This is a genomic window from SAR324 cluster bacterium (assembly GCA_029245725.1).
In the GTDB taxonomy this organism is placed as follows: domain Bacteria; phylum SAR324; class SAR324; order SAR324; family NAC60-12; genus JCVI-SCAAA005.
The window spans coordinates 1-16,092 of the sequence record JAQWOT010000184.1; the positions used below are offsets into that span (position 1 = coordinate 1).

Annotated in this window: 15 protein-coding genes and 1 pseudogene; 7 read left to right on the forward strand and 9 right to left on the reverse strand. The window is 43.4% G+C overall.

Going from position 1 to position 16,092, the window contains the following annotated elements; all coding sequences use genetic code 11:
• The coding region (locus tag P8O70_09365) for a vitamin B12 dependent-methionine synthase activation domain-containing protein (protein MDG2197079.1) at window positions 1-1,197 on the forward strand (1,197 nt) is incomplete at its 5' end.
• A gap of 28 nt (window positions 1,198-1,225) precedes the next feature.
• Window positions 1,226-2,146 carry a methylenetetrahydrofolate reductase gene (locus tag P8O70_09370; GenBank protein ID MDG2197080.1) on the forward strand — a complete coding sequence of 307 codons (921 nt, stop codon included), beginning with the start codon at window positions 1,226-1,228 and terminating at the stop codon, window positions 2,144-2,146.
• On the opposite strand, the gene P8O70_09375 is transcribed toward P8O70_09370, so the two are convergent.
• The gene (locus P8O70_09375; GenBank protein MDG2197081.1) at window positions 2,117-2,878 is read right to left on the reverse strand and encodes a hypothetical protein; all 762 of its coding nucleotides are present in this window, start codon (window positions 2,876-2,878) and stop codon (window positions 2,117-2,119) included. The two genes, P8O70_09370 and P8O70_09375, sit on opposite strands and share 30 nt — an antisense overlap.
• A gap of 204 nt (window positions 2,879-3,082) precedes the next feature.
• Here P8O70_09375 and leuB point away from each other — a divergent pair, with 204 nt between their 5' ends.
• From leuB to P8O70_09395, 4 genes and pseudogenes are all read left to right on the forward strand, one after another.
• Window positions 3,083-4,156, forward strand: a complete 1,074-nt coding sequence (leuB, locus tag P8O70_09380) for a 3-isopropylmalate dehydrogenase (GenBank protein MDG2197082.1) — start codon at window positions 3,083-3,085, stop codon at window positions 4,154-4,156.
• 100 nt (window positions 4,157-4,256) lie between these two features.
• A complete protein-coding gene (locus P8O70_09385; GenBank protein MDG2197083.1) occupies window positions 4,257-4,664 on the forward strand; it encodes a hypothetical protein in 408 nt (135 codons plus the stop codon).
• A gap of 419 nt (window positions 4,665-5,083) precedes the next feature.
• Window positions 5,084-5,449 (forward strand): annotated as a pseudogene (locus P8O70_09390) (hypothetical protein).
• A 364-nt stretch (window positions 5,450-5,813) separates the two neighbouring features.
• Window positions 5,814-6,215 (forward strand): hypothetical protein, encoded by a 402-nt coding sequence (locus P8O70_09395; GenBank protein ID MDG2197084.1) that lies wholly within the window; start codon window positions 5,814-5,816, stop codon window positions 6,213-6,215.
• Between the two features lie 3 nt (window positions 6,216-6,218).
• Here P8O70_09395 and P8O70_09400 read toward each other — a convergent pair whose 3' ends face one another.
• The gene (locus tag P8O70_09400) at window positions 6,219-7,331 is read right to left on the reverse strand and encodes a porin (GenBank protein MDG2197085.1); all 1,113 of its coding nucleotides are present in this window, start codon (window positions 7,329-7,331) and stop codon (window positions 6,219-6,221) included.
• A 52-nt stretch (window positions 7,332-7,383) separates the two neighbouring features.
• Window positions 7,384-8,808, reverse strand: a complete 1,425-nt coding sequence (locus P8O70_09405) for a mannose-1-phosphate guanylyltransferase/mannose-6-phosphate isomerase (protein MDG2197086.1) — start codon at window positions 8,806-8,808, stop codon at window positions 7,384-7,386.
• 142 nt (window positions 8,809-8,950) lie between these two features.
• Between P8O70_09405 and P8O70_09410 the strand changes: the two genes are divergently transcribed.
• The gene (locus P8O70_09410) at window positions 8,951-9,916 is read left to right on the forward strand and encodes an FAD-dependent oxidoreductase (GenBank protein MDG2197087.1); all 966 of its coding nucleotides are present in this window, start codon (window positions 8,951-8,953) and stop codon (window positions 9,914-9,916) included.
• 44 nt (window positions 9,917-9,960) lie between these two features.
• Here the strand turns inward: P8O70_09410 and secG are convergent, their stop codons facing one another.
• The 6 genes from secG to P8O70_09440 form a co-directional block, all read right to left on the reverse strand.
• Entirely contained in the window at window positions 9,961-10,440 is a 480-nt protein-coding gene (gene secG, locus P8O70_09415; protein ID MDG2197088.1) for a preprotein translocase subunit SecG, read from the reverse strand.
• A 15-nt stretch (window positions 10,441-10,455) separates the two neighbouring features.
• On the reverse strand, window positions 10,456-11,205 hold the full coding sequence (gene tpiA, locus P8O70_09420) for a triose-phosphate isomerase (protein MDG2197089.1): 750 nt from the start codon (window positions 11,203-11,205) through the stop codon (window positions 10,456-10,458).
• A 394-nt stretch (window positions 11,206-11,599) separates the two neighbouring features.
• Window positions 11,600-12,082, reverse strand: coding sequence for an SDR family NAD(P)-dependent oxidoreductase (locus P8O70_09425; GenBank protein ID MDG2197090.1), 483 nt, complete (start codon window positions 12,080-12,082; stop codon window positions 11,600-11,602).
• 49 nt (window positions 12,083-12,131) lie between these two features.
• Window positions 12,132-13,031, reverse strand: a complete 900-nt coding sequence (rsgA, locus tag P8O70_09430; protein ID MDG2197091.1) for a ribosome small subunit-dependent GTPase A — start codon at window positions 13,029-13,031, stop codon at window positions 12,132-12,134.
• A 210-nt stretch (window positions 13,032-13,241) separates the two neighbouring features.
• Window positions 13,242-15,401 carry a bifunctional 23S rRNA (guanine(2069)-N(7))-methyltransferase RlmK/23S rRNA (guanine(2445)-N(2))-methyltransferase RlmL gene (rlmKL, locus tag P8O70_09435; GenBank protein MDG2197092.1) on the reverse strand — a complete coding sequence of 720 codons (2,160 nt, stop codon included), beginning with the start codon at window positions 15,399-15,401 and terminating at the stop codon, window positions 13,242-13,244.
• Entirely contained in the window at window positions 15,398-15,934 is a 537-nt protein-coding gene (locus P8O70_09440) for a DNA-3-methyladenine glycosylase I (protein ID MDG2197093.1), read from the reverse strand. Before P8O70_09440 ends, rlmKL begins: the two co-directional genes overlap by 4 nt.
• Between the last annotated feature and the right edge of the window lie 158 nt (window positions 15,935-16,092).

The window sequence follows — 16,092 nt, forward strand, 5'->3', positions numbered from 1 at the left end:
AAGATAGCACCCTCTCGCTCAGATCCAGTCATTCATGTTCTTGACGCCTCTCGGGTAGTTAATGTTGTGTCAAAGTTGCTGAACCAAAAACAATCCGATGAGTTCATTGCTGAAATTCGCATCGAACAGGAAAAGAGAAGAGAGGCATATTTCGAAAAAAGTGGACGAAGACAGCTCGTAAGCTTAGAAGAGGCCAGAATACGGAAGGTTCCGATTGACTGGAAGCAGACTTCAATTCCTATCCCTGAATTCTTGGGAATCAGAGGCTTTGGCGGCGAACATCTTGAAGCTGATAGTCATTTGTTTCCTGCCATAACCTTGGAAGAATTGATTCCCTTTATCGACTGGACGCCTTTCTTTCATGCTTGGGAGCTTCGGGGGCGTTTTCCCCAAGTCCTGGAGGATGAAAAAATTGGACAGGAAGCACAGAAATTATTCGACGATGCTCAACAAGTTCTTCAGAAGATCCTAGACGAGAAAATGTTTCAGCCCAGAGCGGTTGCTGGATTTTTTCCTGCTAATTCAATCGGTGATGACATCATCGTTTTCAAAGATGATTCACGCTCAAAAATCCAAACTGTCTTTCATTGTCTGAGACAGCAGGTTTCCAAAGAAGGTTCACTGCCTCAGTATTCTCTCTCCGATTTCATCGCACCAATTGATACTGGAAAAGCAGATTATATTGGTGGTTTTGCTGTAACTACAGGTCATGAAGTTGAAGAAGCCGCTCAGTCATATATTTGTGAAAATGATGACTACAATGCAATCATGATCAAAGCCTTGGCAGATCGATTGGCAGAAGCTTTTGCGGAATATCTTCACATGCGTATGCGTGAGTGGTGGGGCTTTGGCAAAAGCGAAACTTTTTCCAAGTATGATCTAATTGCTGAGAAATATCAAGGCATCCGACCGGCTCCTGGCTACCCTGCTCAACCAGATCACACTGAAAAACCAATCCTGTTTGATCTCTTAAAAGTGAATGAACACACAGGAATTAGTCTGACAGAAAACTTAGCAATGTGGCCTGCCAGCTCGGTCTGTGGTCTTTACTTTTCTCACCCACAATCACGCTATTTTGCTGTAGGCAGAATCGGCCGGGATCAAGTGGAGGATTACGCGAAAAGGAAACAGCAACCTCTTTCTGAAATTGAACGCTGGCTGGGGCCTGTTCTGGGTTATGAACCCAAAGCTGCCTGACTAACATAATTCCAATTGATCGATCCCAATGCGCATCATTGAGATGTACCACAACCGACCATTCGTCTTCTCAATTGAGGTTTTCCCACCCAAGACAGAAGAAGGAATGGTGAATCTTCAAGAAAAGCTAAGAACTTTTTCTTTATTCAAACCTGATTATATTTCTGTTACTTATGGTGCTGGAGGAGGAACACGGCAAAACACTCAGCAACTTGCTGGCTTTATTGGCAACGAACTAGGCATTGAGGTATTAGCCCACCTGACTTGCGTCAGTCACACCCGTAAAGATGTGAGTCTCCTTAAGGAGCAATTTTTAAGTGAGGGTGTTGAAAACATTATGGCACTCCGTGGAGATCCACCGAAAACTGAGAAAACGTTTGAGCCAATGCCTGGAGGCTACCGCTACGCAAGTGAATTAATCGAAGACCTTTCTCGAGATCGGCGTTTTGGAATCGGTGTGGCTGGTTATCCAGAAACTCATATTGACGCCATTAGTTCCCGAATGGATCGGTATTTCTTAAAACAGAAAATCGAAAGAGGAGCCGAATTCGTGATCAGTCAGTTTTTCTTGGAAAACCAGAAATTTTTCAGTTGGCGTGATCAGTTGTATAAAGAGGGTGTAAGAATTCCCATTATTCCCGGACTAATCTGTGCGCAATCTTCCAGCCAGATCCAGAGATTCGCAAAGATGTGTGGTTGTATCGTTCCAAGCCAACTTATTAGGAATTTAGAACGTTTTGAAGGAAATGCTGAAGATAGTCTGAGAGTCGGCTTAGACCACGCAGAAAAACAGTTGAAAGGTTTGATCAGAGAAGGGATTGGAGGGGTGCACCTATACGCTCTCAATCGGTCAGAAGTAGTCAATGATTTGGGACCAACGATGGTAGGTTTAAAGAGCAGAATGGACCTAAAATCAAGCTTAGAAAACGACGGCAGGCTTTGCTTCTGACAGTGCATTCTCAATCATTTCTCGGAAACGCGATCTATTCGGAAAGCCACTTGTCTGAAGATAATCATCGGTAGTCAGAGTCTGAATAATTTCCAAGCTTTTCCCACGAACTTTCATGCTTTCACCATTTTTCTTGAGAGTCTTGATCTTGCAGCGATATCTCAACTCAAGACTTTGGTCCACCATTCTAAGGTAACACATCACATGCTCTAAATTGGGAAATTCGCGGCTTCCTGTTGGGGGATCTAGCTGCACTGCCGTCCATCCATCTTTGTATTTGGAGCTTTTCTGAACGAACTGGAATTGAGTCGCAAAAGTTTGGAGAAAACTCTGTAGCAGCACCATCATCTTTATGCGCACATCTAATCTACCTCCACGATCTAAAACATCTTCCCCCCCAAAAAGTAGAAACAAACTACCACTCTTATCTGTGATTGGTGCATCGCTAGGCAAATTAAACCGCCAATCGTACGACAATTGCTGATTGCCATCCAGACTTAGTTTCTTCTGAATATTTTCTCGATGTAGCACTTCCCAGCAATTCTCTTCACCAGTCTTAACCTTCCTAAAATTTCCGTAAGCTAGAAGTACATCTATCGTGTTAGTAATCACCTTTTCATCATTCATATTTCTAATAGAGAGTTTCCCCTCGATAGGTTCTCCTTGAAGCCATTCCTCTTTGGCAGTCAGAAGTTGGTATTCTAATGGTCTATCAAAAAATGTACTTCTCATAAATCTTTAAACTGATCGTGTAATGAGGAAACTAAATAAGTGGCGTTGAAAAACTTTGGCTTGGTGAGCGAAAAAGTGGCTAATCAAAATATCAATTACTGGTGTTGCAAATTACATTCACAGATTGCAGGATAACACACTTGTAGCTATATGCTTAGATTAAAAAGTTTTAACTAGTTGACCATTTGTTGGTAAAGGAAGCAAATGTCGAAGAATATTGTCATCACTCCAGGTGACGGAATTGGGAAAGAGGTCACTGCTCAGGCACGCAAAGTCATGGAATACATGGCGAAGCGCTTCAAGTTAGTTCTTGAATTCACTGAAGTGCCAATCGGAGGTACTGCTTATGATTTAACAGGAACACCTCTACCTGACGAAACCCTCCAAGCTTGTAAAGCTGCGGATGCCATTCTTTTAGGCGCTGTCGGCGGACCTCAGTGGGAAGCTCTTGACTACTCAGTTCGACCAGAGAGAGCATTACTCGGACTACGAGGAGAATTGCAGCTTTATGCCAATCTACGACCAGCACAAATCTATGGAGAATTGGTTGGAGCATCTACACTGAAGCCCGAAGTTGTCGATGGTGCTGACATCATGGTCATTCGTGAGCTGACGGGGGGAATTTATTTTGGACAGCCTAAAGGTATGGAGATCCGGAACGGAGAACGAGTTGGTTTCAATACTCTAGTCTATTCTGAGTCTGAGATTCGTCGAATAGCCAAGGTGGGCTTTGAGACTGCACAGAAACGTAGCGGTCGTTTGACATCCGTCGACAAGGCAAATGTGCTAGAGGCTACAGAATTATGGCGCAACGTCGTTCAGGAAGTCCACAATGACTATCCAGACATAGAGCTAAGCCATATGTATGTTGACAACGCTGCCATGCAATTGATTAGAGCACCAAAGCAATTCGATACGATTGTGACCACCAACATGTTTGGAGACATTTTAAGTGACGCAGCCGCAATGATCACTGGCTCTATTGGCATGCTCCCATCTGCAAGTCTTGGAGGAAAGGTCGGCCTATATGAGCCTGTGCACGGCTCGGCACCAGATATTGCTGGGCAAAATCTGGCAAATCCACTTGCAACAATCCTTTCTGTAGGGATGCTTTTCCGTTACTCGCTTGACCTTCGCGAGGCAGATGAACTGATCCAAAAAGCTGTTGAGAACACGATCAAAATCTACCGGACCGCTGACATCATGGCAGAAGGAAAAACAAGTGTTGGTTGTCAATGGATGGGAGAGGAAGTGATAAAAAGCTTAGAACAGATCTGATTTTTAACCAATTCTAACCGCATATTACAGACTGTGCTTTCCTGAATTAACTTCGAGGCACAGGACTCCTAAAGATACTTATCTGCATCAGTGACAAAACATGTCACAAAATCGCTATAGCTGGGATGAGCGTTTCCGTTATTGGCTAGACAGCTTCATGTCTAAAGGTGGAACATCTGTTTTCCTGTCCCTCTTGTTTATATTTTTTGTGGCTTTTGTGGTGATGGGAACGGTTCGTTTTGTTGTGTTCCTTATTTTTCCTGATGAAACAATTGAGGATGGGACCTTCCTTCTTTGGCACGCTTTCTTTCAAATTATCAATTCTGGCTCCCTAGCAGAATTAGACACAGGGTCTAACTTTCCTGGAAAGCTTGTAGCGATCGTAACGATCTTCATAGGCTTGGTTCTATTTTCGAGTATGGTGGCATTCATAACTCAAGAATTTGAAAATCGCATATCCACACTCAAGAAGGGTAAGAGCCAAGTCCTTGGGAAAATCATTTACTGATCGTTGGCTTCAGCGAGAGAGTGATTGAGATCGTTAAAGAATTGATTGTAGCCAATGAATCAGACTCCGGGGTGGTGGTTATCGTCGCGGAGATGAATAAAGAGGCAATGGATGACTACCTTCAGGATTCAATCCAAGACTTCAAAACTACCAAAATCATCACGAGAAGTGGTTCCACCACTAGCATCAGAAACCTCAAAGGGGTTGGCATTCAGCATGCCCACTCTGTGGTCGTCCTCAATAATGCGAAGTCTTCAGACAGCAACGAAGCCAAGGAATTGGCCGATGTGCGAGTGATTAAGACAATCATGGCAGTAGTCGCTGCAAGGGGGGAGGAAGCTCCGCCTGTCATTGCTGAAATTTATATTGAGCGCTACCGGCTTCTCGCAGAAACGATCGTACAAGGCAAAGTTACCACAATGAATGAGGCTGACATTCTCGCTCGGATGTTGGTGCAGACCTCGCGTAATAAAGGTCTGGCGATGGTATATGCAGATCTAGTTGGCTTTGAAGGAAATGAATTCTATTTTTTCAAACCTGACGAGGGATAGAACGGGGTAAACTTCGGTGAACTTCAATTCCATTTTATGGAAAGTGTACCTCTGGGATTAAGACTCCCAACTGGTGAGATTTTGCTGAATCCACCACGAGAACATATTCTCAAAGAAGAAGATGAAATCATTGTTCTGGCAGAAGACGTTTCAACTATAAGCTTCTCATCTGAAAGAGTTTTTGAACCTAAGGTTCACCCTTACAGTAATCAAAGAAAGGTAATTCCTGAATAGCATCACCTGATTGTAGGTGGAATAATAAGGCGCCAATTGTACTTAGTGAATACGCTGGCTACATGGCACCTGGGTCCTCCGTGGACCTTCTAATCGAAGCGAACGCAGATTCTGAAATTCGAAAAGACTTTGAGAAAATTGCTAGTCAATTCCCAGATGTTCAAATGAACTTTAATAAGATTGTTTTTCAGTCAGAGGAAGAGCTCGACAACCTATGACTTCCAGGCTACACAACCGTCTCAATCTTGGCTGGAAGTGGGGATGAAGCCGAAGAAATTGATGCCCGAAAGATTATGCATCTCCTGCAGATACGTAACATTTTCAAAGAAGCTGAAAAAGTAGTGGTGTACCCACAGAAACCAAATTGATTAGTGAAATCGCCAACTCTGAAAATACTGAGCTGATCATTCAAGTTGGCGTAAAGGACTTCTTAATATCCAACCAGTTCGTCTCAAGAATTTTTGCCCAAGTAGCTCTCGAAAAAGACGTAATGCATGTCTGTGACGATCTTTTCCATAAGGAAGGGAGCGAGATTTATATCAAGCCCATAGATCTTTATTTCGAGCAGCCCAAGGGTCTGAATGTCACTTTTGCAGACTGCGTATTGGCAGCTCAACAGAGAGATGAGGTGTGCTTTGGAATCAAGCTGGGTCGACAGGAAACCAAGATAGAACAAAATTTCGGCATTTATATCATCCCTCCAAAAGATAGACACTACACTCTTAGAGATGATGACGCACTAATTGTTCTTGTGGAAGAAGATTAGACTCTATAATCTTGCGCTAAGTCCCATGTTTAGAAGAAACTGATTGAATGCTCCAGCGTTTACCTTCCAGTTTTGAAACGCCCCCAATGCATGAATTCTGAGGCGCTCATCTGTTGTAGGGTAAACCTCGATCCCCGCACTAATTTCGTTACGATAATCCAGAAAAGCACTGTTCAATCTTGATTCAGAAACCATATCATAGGTCCACTTGGCAAATGGAATTGGACTTTTAACAGGTTTGGTTTTTGGATCAACACGATACTCAAGCGCAACCGTGCTTGCCTCCCTTTCAATCAATTTATTGGCTGGAGAAATTCCATAATAACTACCATGAATCAAATCTAGATTCAGATACGCTTCTGCAAAATTCAGCCTTGTCCCAGCAGAAATCAACTGTTCTGGTAGTAAGCATTTCAAGTCACTGCAAGAATCAACTGGCTTTTCACTTTTCTTCGGGAAGAAACCCACCTGCAATGTAGGCTCAAGCAGACCGGATCCCAGCACACCATACCATGCTGCGTTATATCCAAGATTTTGATCACTTTTGCCATTGCCTTGAGGCTGATTGACAAGTTGGAACACTCCATATTGTGGGACTTCGTTTCCTCGGAATCTGAATTCCTGAATCAAACCAAGTCCGACTTCATACAAGTCTTGAATTCTCTCTCCCTGGATTGAATACCGGTACAAGTCCAAACCATTATTCATCCCCTCTCGACCACCCTGCAAAACGAATTGCTTGCCGATTTTTAAATCGAGATCGGTCCCAACGCGATATTCTACAAAAAAATACTCCAGACTACTTTGAGTACCATCGGCGTGGCCAAATTCTTCAAGATTTGCATCTAGGCTCAACCGAAGACGATAGCTGAATGCTTCACCTAGTCCCCCCCTAACATTCACGTTTCCCCGATCTAGGCGAAAGCCCAATCGAGTTTGTTCTTTACCATCCTTAAATTTCGGGGTTTTTGCATCGTATTCTGCATCTTGCGTCTGAATCTGGAAACTAGTTCTGAATTCAAGATCTACTTCTGGATAATCTTGAGCATGAACTTGTTGGAAAACACCACAGATCAGAAAGATAGAAATTTGTGAGTAAATTATTGAACGAAACATTCTTGCTCCTCAAAAAAATGTACAGAAATATTCAAACTCAATGTCTTTATATTCAGTGATCAAAATCTTGAACTCTTGTTGAATAGGACTCTTCAAATCGTTCCACATCATCAAAACCGAGGTATTCACCCTGTTGAATTTCAAGTACCTGAAGCGATATTTTGCCTGAGTTACCGAGACGGTGGGTGATGGTCCTAGGAATATGGATCGATTCATTTTCTGTAAGTATGTGGGTTTCCTGACCACGAATAACGTCAGCAGCCCCCCGCACAATTACCCAATGCTCACTACGATGTCGATGGCGCTGACTGGATATGTATCTTCCTGGTTCTATCTCAAGAAGCCTCACTCGATAAACGCTGCTCTCAAGCAAAGTGGTAGCGCTGCCCCAAGGTCTCAATACTCTCGTGTGGAACTTATATTCATGCCGATCACTTTCCTTCAGAGTGTCCACTAGATGCTTTACGTCTTGGGAACGGGATAAATCACAGACAAGGAGTGCATCATCCGTTTCGACGATGATCAGGTTCTCTACTCCAATACTCGTGACCAGTTTTTTTGTGCTGAAGATTAAAGAATTGGTGGTCTCATGGGAAATGACATTTCCACGGAGGACATTCCCGTTCTCATCTTTTTCAGAAACTTGGTAAATGCTCTCCCAACTTCCAAGATCACTCCACCCCATTTCAACAGGAAGGACTGTTACACGGTTGGAACGTTCCATTACGGCATAATCGACCGAAATGTTGGGGGACTGTTCAAAAAGTTTGTCCACCTCTTCATCATTCTGCAGATCTGTGGAAGGCTCTGCTTCAATGAATAATTTCGCCAATTCAGGTGCGCAACTGGCAAATTCCTGCTTCCAGGTTCGGATTGAGGCCATGAAAATTCCTGCATTCCAAGTATACTGCGAGGAAGCAACAAACTTTTCGGCTCTCTCCTGACTCGGCTTTTCCAGAAATTTCTCAACTTTGAAGCCTGGTCCACAAGGTTCACCCGCACAAATATAACCATAGCCTGTTTCAGGGTGATCCGGCTTAATCCCAAAGGTTACTATGAAACCTTCCTCTGCAAGCTGCTGAGCTTGAAGAAGTGCTTCTTGGAAGTGATCTGGAGCTTGAATGAGATGGTCTGCTGCAAGAATCACTACCGGCTCATCAGCTTCCACATCCTTCAATGTTGATATACCCCATAGCAGTGCTGGAGCAGTGTTCTTAGCTTGTGGCTCCAGCAATACTTGATGCTCTTTCAGATTAGGGATCACCTGCTCCATTTGCTGTCGCAGTTCAAATTCATGGGTGGCAGAGCCGATGACAACAATTTTCTCAGGTGGAACAATGGGATCAAGTCTTCGACAAGTATCCTGAAGAAGAGACTCATGGGATGATCCTAAGTTCAGAAACTGCTTCGGACTCATTGTTCTACTGTAGGGCCAAAGCCGAGTTCCACTTCCCCCTGCGAGTATCATGGCAATCATTCAGACACTCCTTATTCTGATTTTCTTGAAATGCACTTGATTCTGCAAAAATTGTGGCAGGCAATATAGGACTCTATTTCCCATTGATAGGGTCTTGAAAGATTGAAAGCTTCCAAAACCATCACACAAATAGGGTTACAATATGGATCATTTTGAAATTGCGATTATCGGGGCTGGTATTTCAGGTTTGATGGCGGCAACTTACCTTGCTAAAAAAGGGAAAAAATCGGTTCTTTTCGATAAAGGAAGAGGACCTGGTGGTAGAATGAGCACTAGGCGTTTTGGCGAATTCAGGCTGGATCATGGTGCACAATTTTTTACAGTTCGCAATCCTCGTTTCCAGAAGTACGTCCAGAGTTGGGAAAAAGCTGGGGTGGCAAAAGTCTGGTGCAAGGGGTTTTCTGGTACTGGAGATGGACATCCAAGATTTCGTGGCACTGAAGGAATGAACTCCATACCAAAATGGCTGGCAGGCCAACTTGATGTCAGAACAGGTCACAAAGTGAAAGCTGTCCAATTCTTCAACAAATCATGGCATTTAGATTTTGAAGAATCCCCAAGCGTTTCTGCAGATCAACTCTTGATGACTTCTCCCGTGCCCCAAACCATCGCTCTTCTTGAAGCTGGACAGGTAGAACTCGCATCTTCCACAAGGAAATTTCTTAGTTTGATTTCTTATAATCCATGCATTGCGATGATGGTTATCCCCAAACATCCTTTATCTATGCCGGAAAATGGAGGATGGCAAATCAATGAAGAGCCAATGCAATTTGTTGCAGACAATCAGCTCAAGGGGCTTCCAAATCCAGGTCAAGCTCTGACTTTTCACTTAGGTCCCGAAGCAAGTACTGAACATTGGGAAAGTGAGCCTGAGAAGCTGAGTGAGTTAGTCAGAGGAGAGTTGAGAAGAAGAGGTAAAGAGCTTGAGATCAAGGACATTCAAATACACCACTGGCGCTACAGCCAGCCGGCTAGAATTCATGATGAGTCTTGTCTAGTGGCCGAGGGTGTCCCGAATTTAGTTTTTGCAGGAGACGCTTTTGCAGGGTCAAAGATTGAAGGAGCCGTATTATCTGGCTTGTCAGCTGCTCAGGCTATTGGCGTCTGAGAAATTCTAACTCGCCAGAATCCAATGAAAACTGTGAGTGTAATTCAGTTATTTTTTGCTGGGGCCGACTCAGTAGGAACGGCATTTTGAGGATTATCCACCCCCTGCGTAGGATTCGTGGAGGGTGCTAGGGCCGGTGCTGCCGTTTGTTCTAAATCTTTCGATGGAACTTCCTCTTCATTTGAAGGGATAACTATTCCATCCAATGGGATTTGGTTGTCTGTGGTTGGTAAAACTGTCTCCTCCACTCCTGGAACGACTGGGACTGCTTTAATATCCCGGACAACGGATTCTCTAGCTTTTTCGGAAGAAAGTAATGCCAAAACCAGAGAAGTTAGCATGAACAGAACAGCAACCACTGTAGTTGCTTTGCCAATTCCACTCATTTCTGATCTAGTTGACTGTGATTGCCCTACCCCCCCAAAAGCTGCACCTAATTCTGCACCCCTCCCTGACTGCATGAGCACGAAGAAGATGATGAGCAAACAAACGAAAACATGAAGAATTAAAACCAAAGAAAACATGGGTATGAATCCAGATCAGTTTTGAGCAGAGAGGATGATGCTTTTGAAGTCTTCCAGTTGAAGGCTAGCACCTCCTACTAAAGCTCCGTCTATATCAGATTTTGCGAGTAGCTCAGGGGCGTTACTGCCCTTGACACTTCCTCCATAGAGTATTGGAATTTCTGTGGCTACAGCAGCGTTTGTAAGGCCAACGAGTTGTCCCCTGATGAATTGATGCATCTCATTAGCTTGATCAGGAGTGGCTGTTTTACCCGTACCGATTGCCCAAACTGGCTCATAAGCAACGATGCACCTGCGGAGGTCATCAAGAGCAATATCTTTTAATCCTTCAGCAAGTTGATTACCTGTAACAGATTGTTCCTCCCCAGCTTCTCGCTCTTCCAAAGTTTCTCCAATGCAAAGAATTGGATGTATTGCTGACTGGAGCAGTCTTTTGACCTTCTTGTTGACGAGTTCGTTGTCTTCCTGAAAATATTGACGTCGTTCAGAATGTCCCACTAGGCAATACTGTACGCCACATTCCCGCAACTGCTCCACCGAGATCTCCCCCGTAAAAGCTCCCGAGACTTCATGGTGGACGTTTTGGGAACCGATTCCAATATTTGAATTCTGGGCGGATTCTTCCAAAGTGTGGAGAAATGTATAGGGAACACAAAGTACTATCTTTGCCGAAGTGCTAATTTTCGACAAACCAGCAACCATATTGGACAATAATCCCTTACTTCCATTCATTTTCCAGTTGCCAGCAATCATTGGCTTTGGCAAGCACACCTCATTTAACAATTTTCTTAGACAATTATTGTTTTTGGTAAAGTTCAAAACTCTTATTCATAAATCTTGATTTCTCAAGTCTTTTCAGATCCATCACTGCTTTCATACCAAAGAACTACCAAGCTATTTCTTCTCCATCCCAGGCATAAAAACCGCCTCTGGGCTTCTTTTCGTTATTTTTGATTACCTCCAGGAGGCAATTGACACTGTAGTCAATGCTAAAAAGTTTTTCAGGCGCCACATTTTTGCTGAAAGGCTCACTGAGCCTAGTACTGATAGTCCCAGGATGAAGAGCCAGGACTTTTGTATTTGGATTTGTCCGATGAAACTCGATTGCAATGTTGCTAATCATCATGTTTAACATTGCCTTCGATCCCCTGTAACTGTATCAACCACCCATGCGGTTATCTTCAATGCTTCCGACTCTTGCTGAAATTGCTGAAAAAACAGATGGTTGCTCATGCTTGAGCAGCTTCTGGAAATATTTTGCAAGCAGTAATGTTGGTAAGGCATTCATTTTAGCTGATTCAAGTAGCTGGTTGGCATTAATCTGGCGCAAACTTTTTTCAGGCCCCTGTTCAGCGTTGTGAAGATAGCCAACGCAATTGATGACTAGATCTAATTTATTGGTCTCTTGGCTGACCATTTTGGAAACATTGCTAACATCTTCCTCACGTGTACTGTCGGCAAGAATAGGAATCAACACTTGGGGATTATTTGAAGCTAAATCCAGCAGTTCTTTGGCGGTTTCGGTACTTCGATAAGTTGCAAAAATTTTTTGAGGGGCCTGACTCAACAATTGCTTCACAAAACCAAGCCCCAAGCCACGATTCCCACCATTAATTAAAATCTCAACGAAGTTTTCGTACATCTTAAGTACCTTTTAGTAATTTCTGATTACTCATCACATTTGAAATTGGTTAATTTTCAAGAGAGTTATAAAGAGCCAAGTAACTGTTGTAGCGTAAGGGATGAATTTGTCCGGCGTCCAAAGACGCTAAAACAGCGCAGTTGGGTTCATGACGATGGGAACAACTACTGAAGTGACAATTTTCGCGAACGTCAAATTCGACAAAATACTGATCCAACTCAGCTTGTTCTACATCCCAAGGTCTCAATTCCCGGACTCCCGGGGTATCAACAAGAAAACCACCTTCGGGCAAAGGGAACATCTCAGCCAAAGTAGTCGTATGACGCCCCTTTCCAACTTTTTGATTAACAGCACCAATTCTGATTTCCCAATCTGGATAGAGAGCTTTTGCCAAAGATGATTTCCCTACCCCAGAATGCCCAGCCAAAACTGAAATTTTGTTTTTCAACGAATCTCTAACCTCTTCAATACCAATCCCTTGCTTCGCGCTGATTCCCATAACTCTGTAGCCCAAATCATTGTAAAGGCCTCGAATCAATAAAAACTCAGCTTCTGAACCCAGATCAGTTTTATTCAGTATCAGGATTGGTTCTAAGTCTCCTCGAAGGCCAGCAACTAAAAGCCGATCAACAACACCATTACGAAAATCTGGTTTTTTTAGGGAAGCTATGATCATGATTTGGTCCGCATTCGCTACGATCACCTGTTCCAGTTGTCGTTCAGGGATATGTCTCGAAAGCCGACTTTTTCTAGGAAGGATCTTGTGGATCCAACCTGCGTCTTCGGAAGCATCTAAATCAATCTCAACCTGGTCTCCAACTGCGATCTTCTCGTCATAGCGACTCTCTTGGAACAAGTTCCCCTTCACACGACAGAGCCTTGTCTCTCCTTCACAATCTACGTAATAGAAACTTCTAGTTCGTTTACGAACAATTCCTTTTTGTAGCATTGATCAAATCATCATTGAATTGACAACCACAGAAAAATCCTTGCAAATAAAAATCAGCACCTTGGTGACCATCTGAAATTTTGTTTGAAACCAAGTAAAGTTGCAGAAACAAAAATCATTCGAGAAGAAGAACCTTACTGTGATTTTGGCAGCACAATTACCAAGGGAGGATGAATTGGAATATTGATCTACAGTCTTCAGTAGCTATTCTTAATTCGCTCGTTGAATTTTCCAAACTTGATGAATCTTAGGGTTGCGGGCAAAATCGGGCGGTAGAAGCTCACTACTCAATCCTTGAAAATGCAGATTCGGCAAGCTATCCTGATCCAGCTTGAACTTCCGATTGTTGGTGGAGAATAACAAGACCCCATTTTTTTCCAACAAGCGTGAGACCTGATTGAGCATCCCCAAATAATCTCTCTGAACATCCCAGGTCCCCCTCATTGATTTTGAGTTTGAGAAGGTAGGTGGATCCAGAAAGATCAGATCAAAAGTTCCTTTTTGATTAGCGATCCATTCCCTGCAATCGGCTTTGACTAAAAGATGCTTTCTTAAATCTAGATTGTTCAGGCTGAAATTATCTTTAGCCCAGCCCAGATAATTTCCTGACAGATCTACGGAAACACTACTTTTAGCTCCTCCAGTTGCCGCGTAAACGGTCCCTGTACCCGTATAGCAAAATAGATTTAGGAACCTTTTATTATCGGCCATCTCACGAATCAAAGACCTGGTGGGTCGATGATCCAGAAATATGCCTGTATCCAAGTAATCACGTAAATTAATCCAGAATTTGAGTCCCCCCTCCTCAATAACCAGTCTTTCTTGGTTCTGCGCAAGTCGATCATATTGATTTAGTCCAGTTTGTCTTTTGCGCTTTTTCAATATCACTGATTCCGATTTACAGTTCATCACCTCAGGAATGACTTGCAAGACCTCCAACAGACGTTTTTCTGCAGCAATCAGATTGATGTTCTTCGGAGGATCGTATTCTTGAATTTGAATTTGTTGACCGTAGACATCTACTGCTACTCCATATTCTGGAATATCTTTGTCATAGAGGCGATAGCACTGAATTTTCTCTTTTTTCACCCAGGGCTGAAGGCGCCTCAAATTTTTCTTCAATCTCTGAGCAAACGCAGAATCATTAACTGAAACTGAGTCAATATCATTAACTGAAACTGAGTCAATTGAATGCTTTTGGCTGTTCGATTCAGAAAGAGGCTCAGGCAACATCCTGTAGAGCTGGCATGGTATGGATCCATTACGAAAGGGATGCCGCTTGTCATATCGCAGTTGGAACTCTTCCCATGGAGATTCCTCAGCAAGAATTACTGAGAATTCCCAATTCAGAAATCTCTGCTGACGTAATTGAGCAAGTATTCTGTAAATTTTTTTGATTTCAGGAGTTTGTCCGATTCGCTCACCGTATGGGGGATCACAAAGCAACAGGCCTTTATCCTGATTCGGCTCCCATAAAGCTAGTTCCTTGGGTTCCAATAGAACGTGATCAAGAATGCCAAGTTTTTGCAGGTTGTATTTCGTTTGTTCGATTGCTTGGTCAGCATGGTCTCCCCCAATAATTGGCGGTAAGTTATCAAGCCCGTCAGCCCTTCGCTCAATCGCTTCTTGTCGTAACCTTTTCCATGTACCAGCGTCAAATCCTGACCAAGACTGAAAGCCAAAATTTTTTCGGATCAGTCCAGGTGCCCAGTCAGCGGCCATTAAAAGTCCTTCCGCCAGGATTGTACCTGATCCACACATCGGATCCAAAAGCGCAGCACCATTCTGGGCCTTCGTCGGCCATCCACATTGCCAAAGTAGTGCGGCTGCTAAATTCTCTTTAAGTGAGGTAGAGCCCTGCTGTTGCCGGTAACCGCGTTGATGTAGACTCACTCCAGAAAAATCTAATGAAAGCTTTAATTGATCGGCCTCCATATGGGCCCAGAAACTCACATCGGGATTTTTGGGGTCAACATTGGGCCGAATCCCTGTTGAGTCCCGAAAATGATCTACTAAGGCGTCCTTCAGGCGTTGCGATCCGTAATGGGGATGACGAATATGTAGATTGGTCCCGTGAAAACTGATTGCAAACGTTTGATTGGGTTGTAGATGATCATGCCAAGGGAATTCACGGGCATTCTGATAGATCGAATCTCCATCTTTTCCATCCCATTCCCCAAGTTGGAGCAGCACTCGATTTGCCAGTCGAGACCATAAACAGATACGAAAACCTGCTTCTAAGGGAGCTTCAAGTGAGACTTTGCCAGCAGAAGGCTTCATATCCTTGTAGCCAAGACTTCGTAACTCTTGGTCTAATAATTTTTCTATGTGGAATGGGCAGGTGATGACCCAACGCAGAGCAGAACTCATTGTTGCATCAACCAAGGAGGGCGAAGTGCTAGTTGTTTTTTAAAAATGGAACAATCTTCATCATGAGGCGGGCGAAGATAGCCAATACTCATCAGGAATTCTCCAACAATTTCTCCACCCACAAATTGAAATCCTGATTTCTTGAAGGTAGCAACCCATTCAGGCTTTAAGAGTGGGTGTTGTTGTTCAATCCAATGGGCGAATCCACCGTACTCTCGCATCGACCTAATGATGTTCCCATTATGTCGAATTGCTTGAATTTTCAGTTTATTGCGGATGATTTTTGGATTTTCGAGAAGGGATTCAATTTCTGAGGTTTGAAGATCAGCTATACGGTCAATATCAAAGTTAAACAAAGCTTCGTTGATTGCTTCTCTCTTTTTCAGGACAGTAAGCCAACTAAGCCCAGCCTGAAAAATCTCCAAAGATAGTCGCTCAAAAAGTGTTGCTTCCTCTTTGATAAGGAAGCCGTATTCGAGGTCATGGTAGGGACCATGATATGGATGTCCATGAGCTAATTGGCAATAGCTCATGTTGCCGCAGAACTCTTGTTCAATTCTGCAACAGAGGATGCCTCACAACCTTCAACCCAAATCACCTGTCCATTTGTGAAGTGTTCTTTCTTCCAAATTGGAACAGACTTTTTAACCGTATCAATAATGAATCTACTGGCTGCATAGGCGTCTTTTCG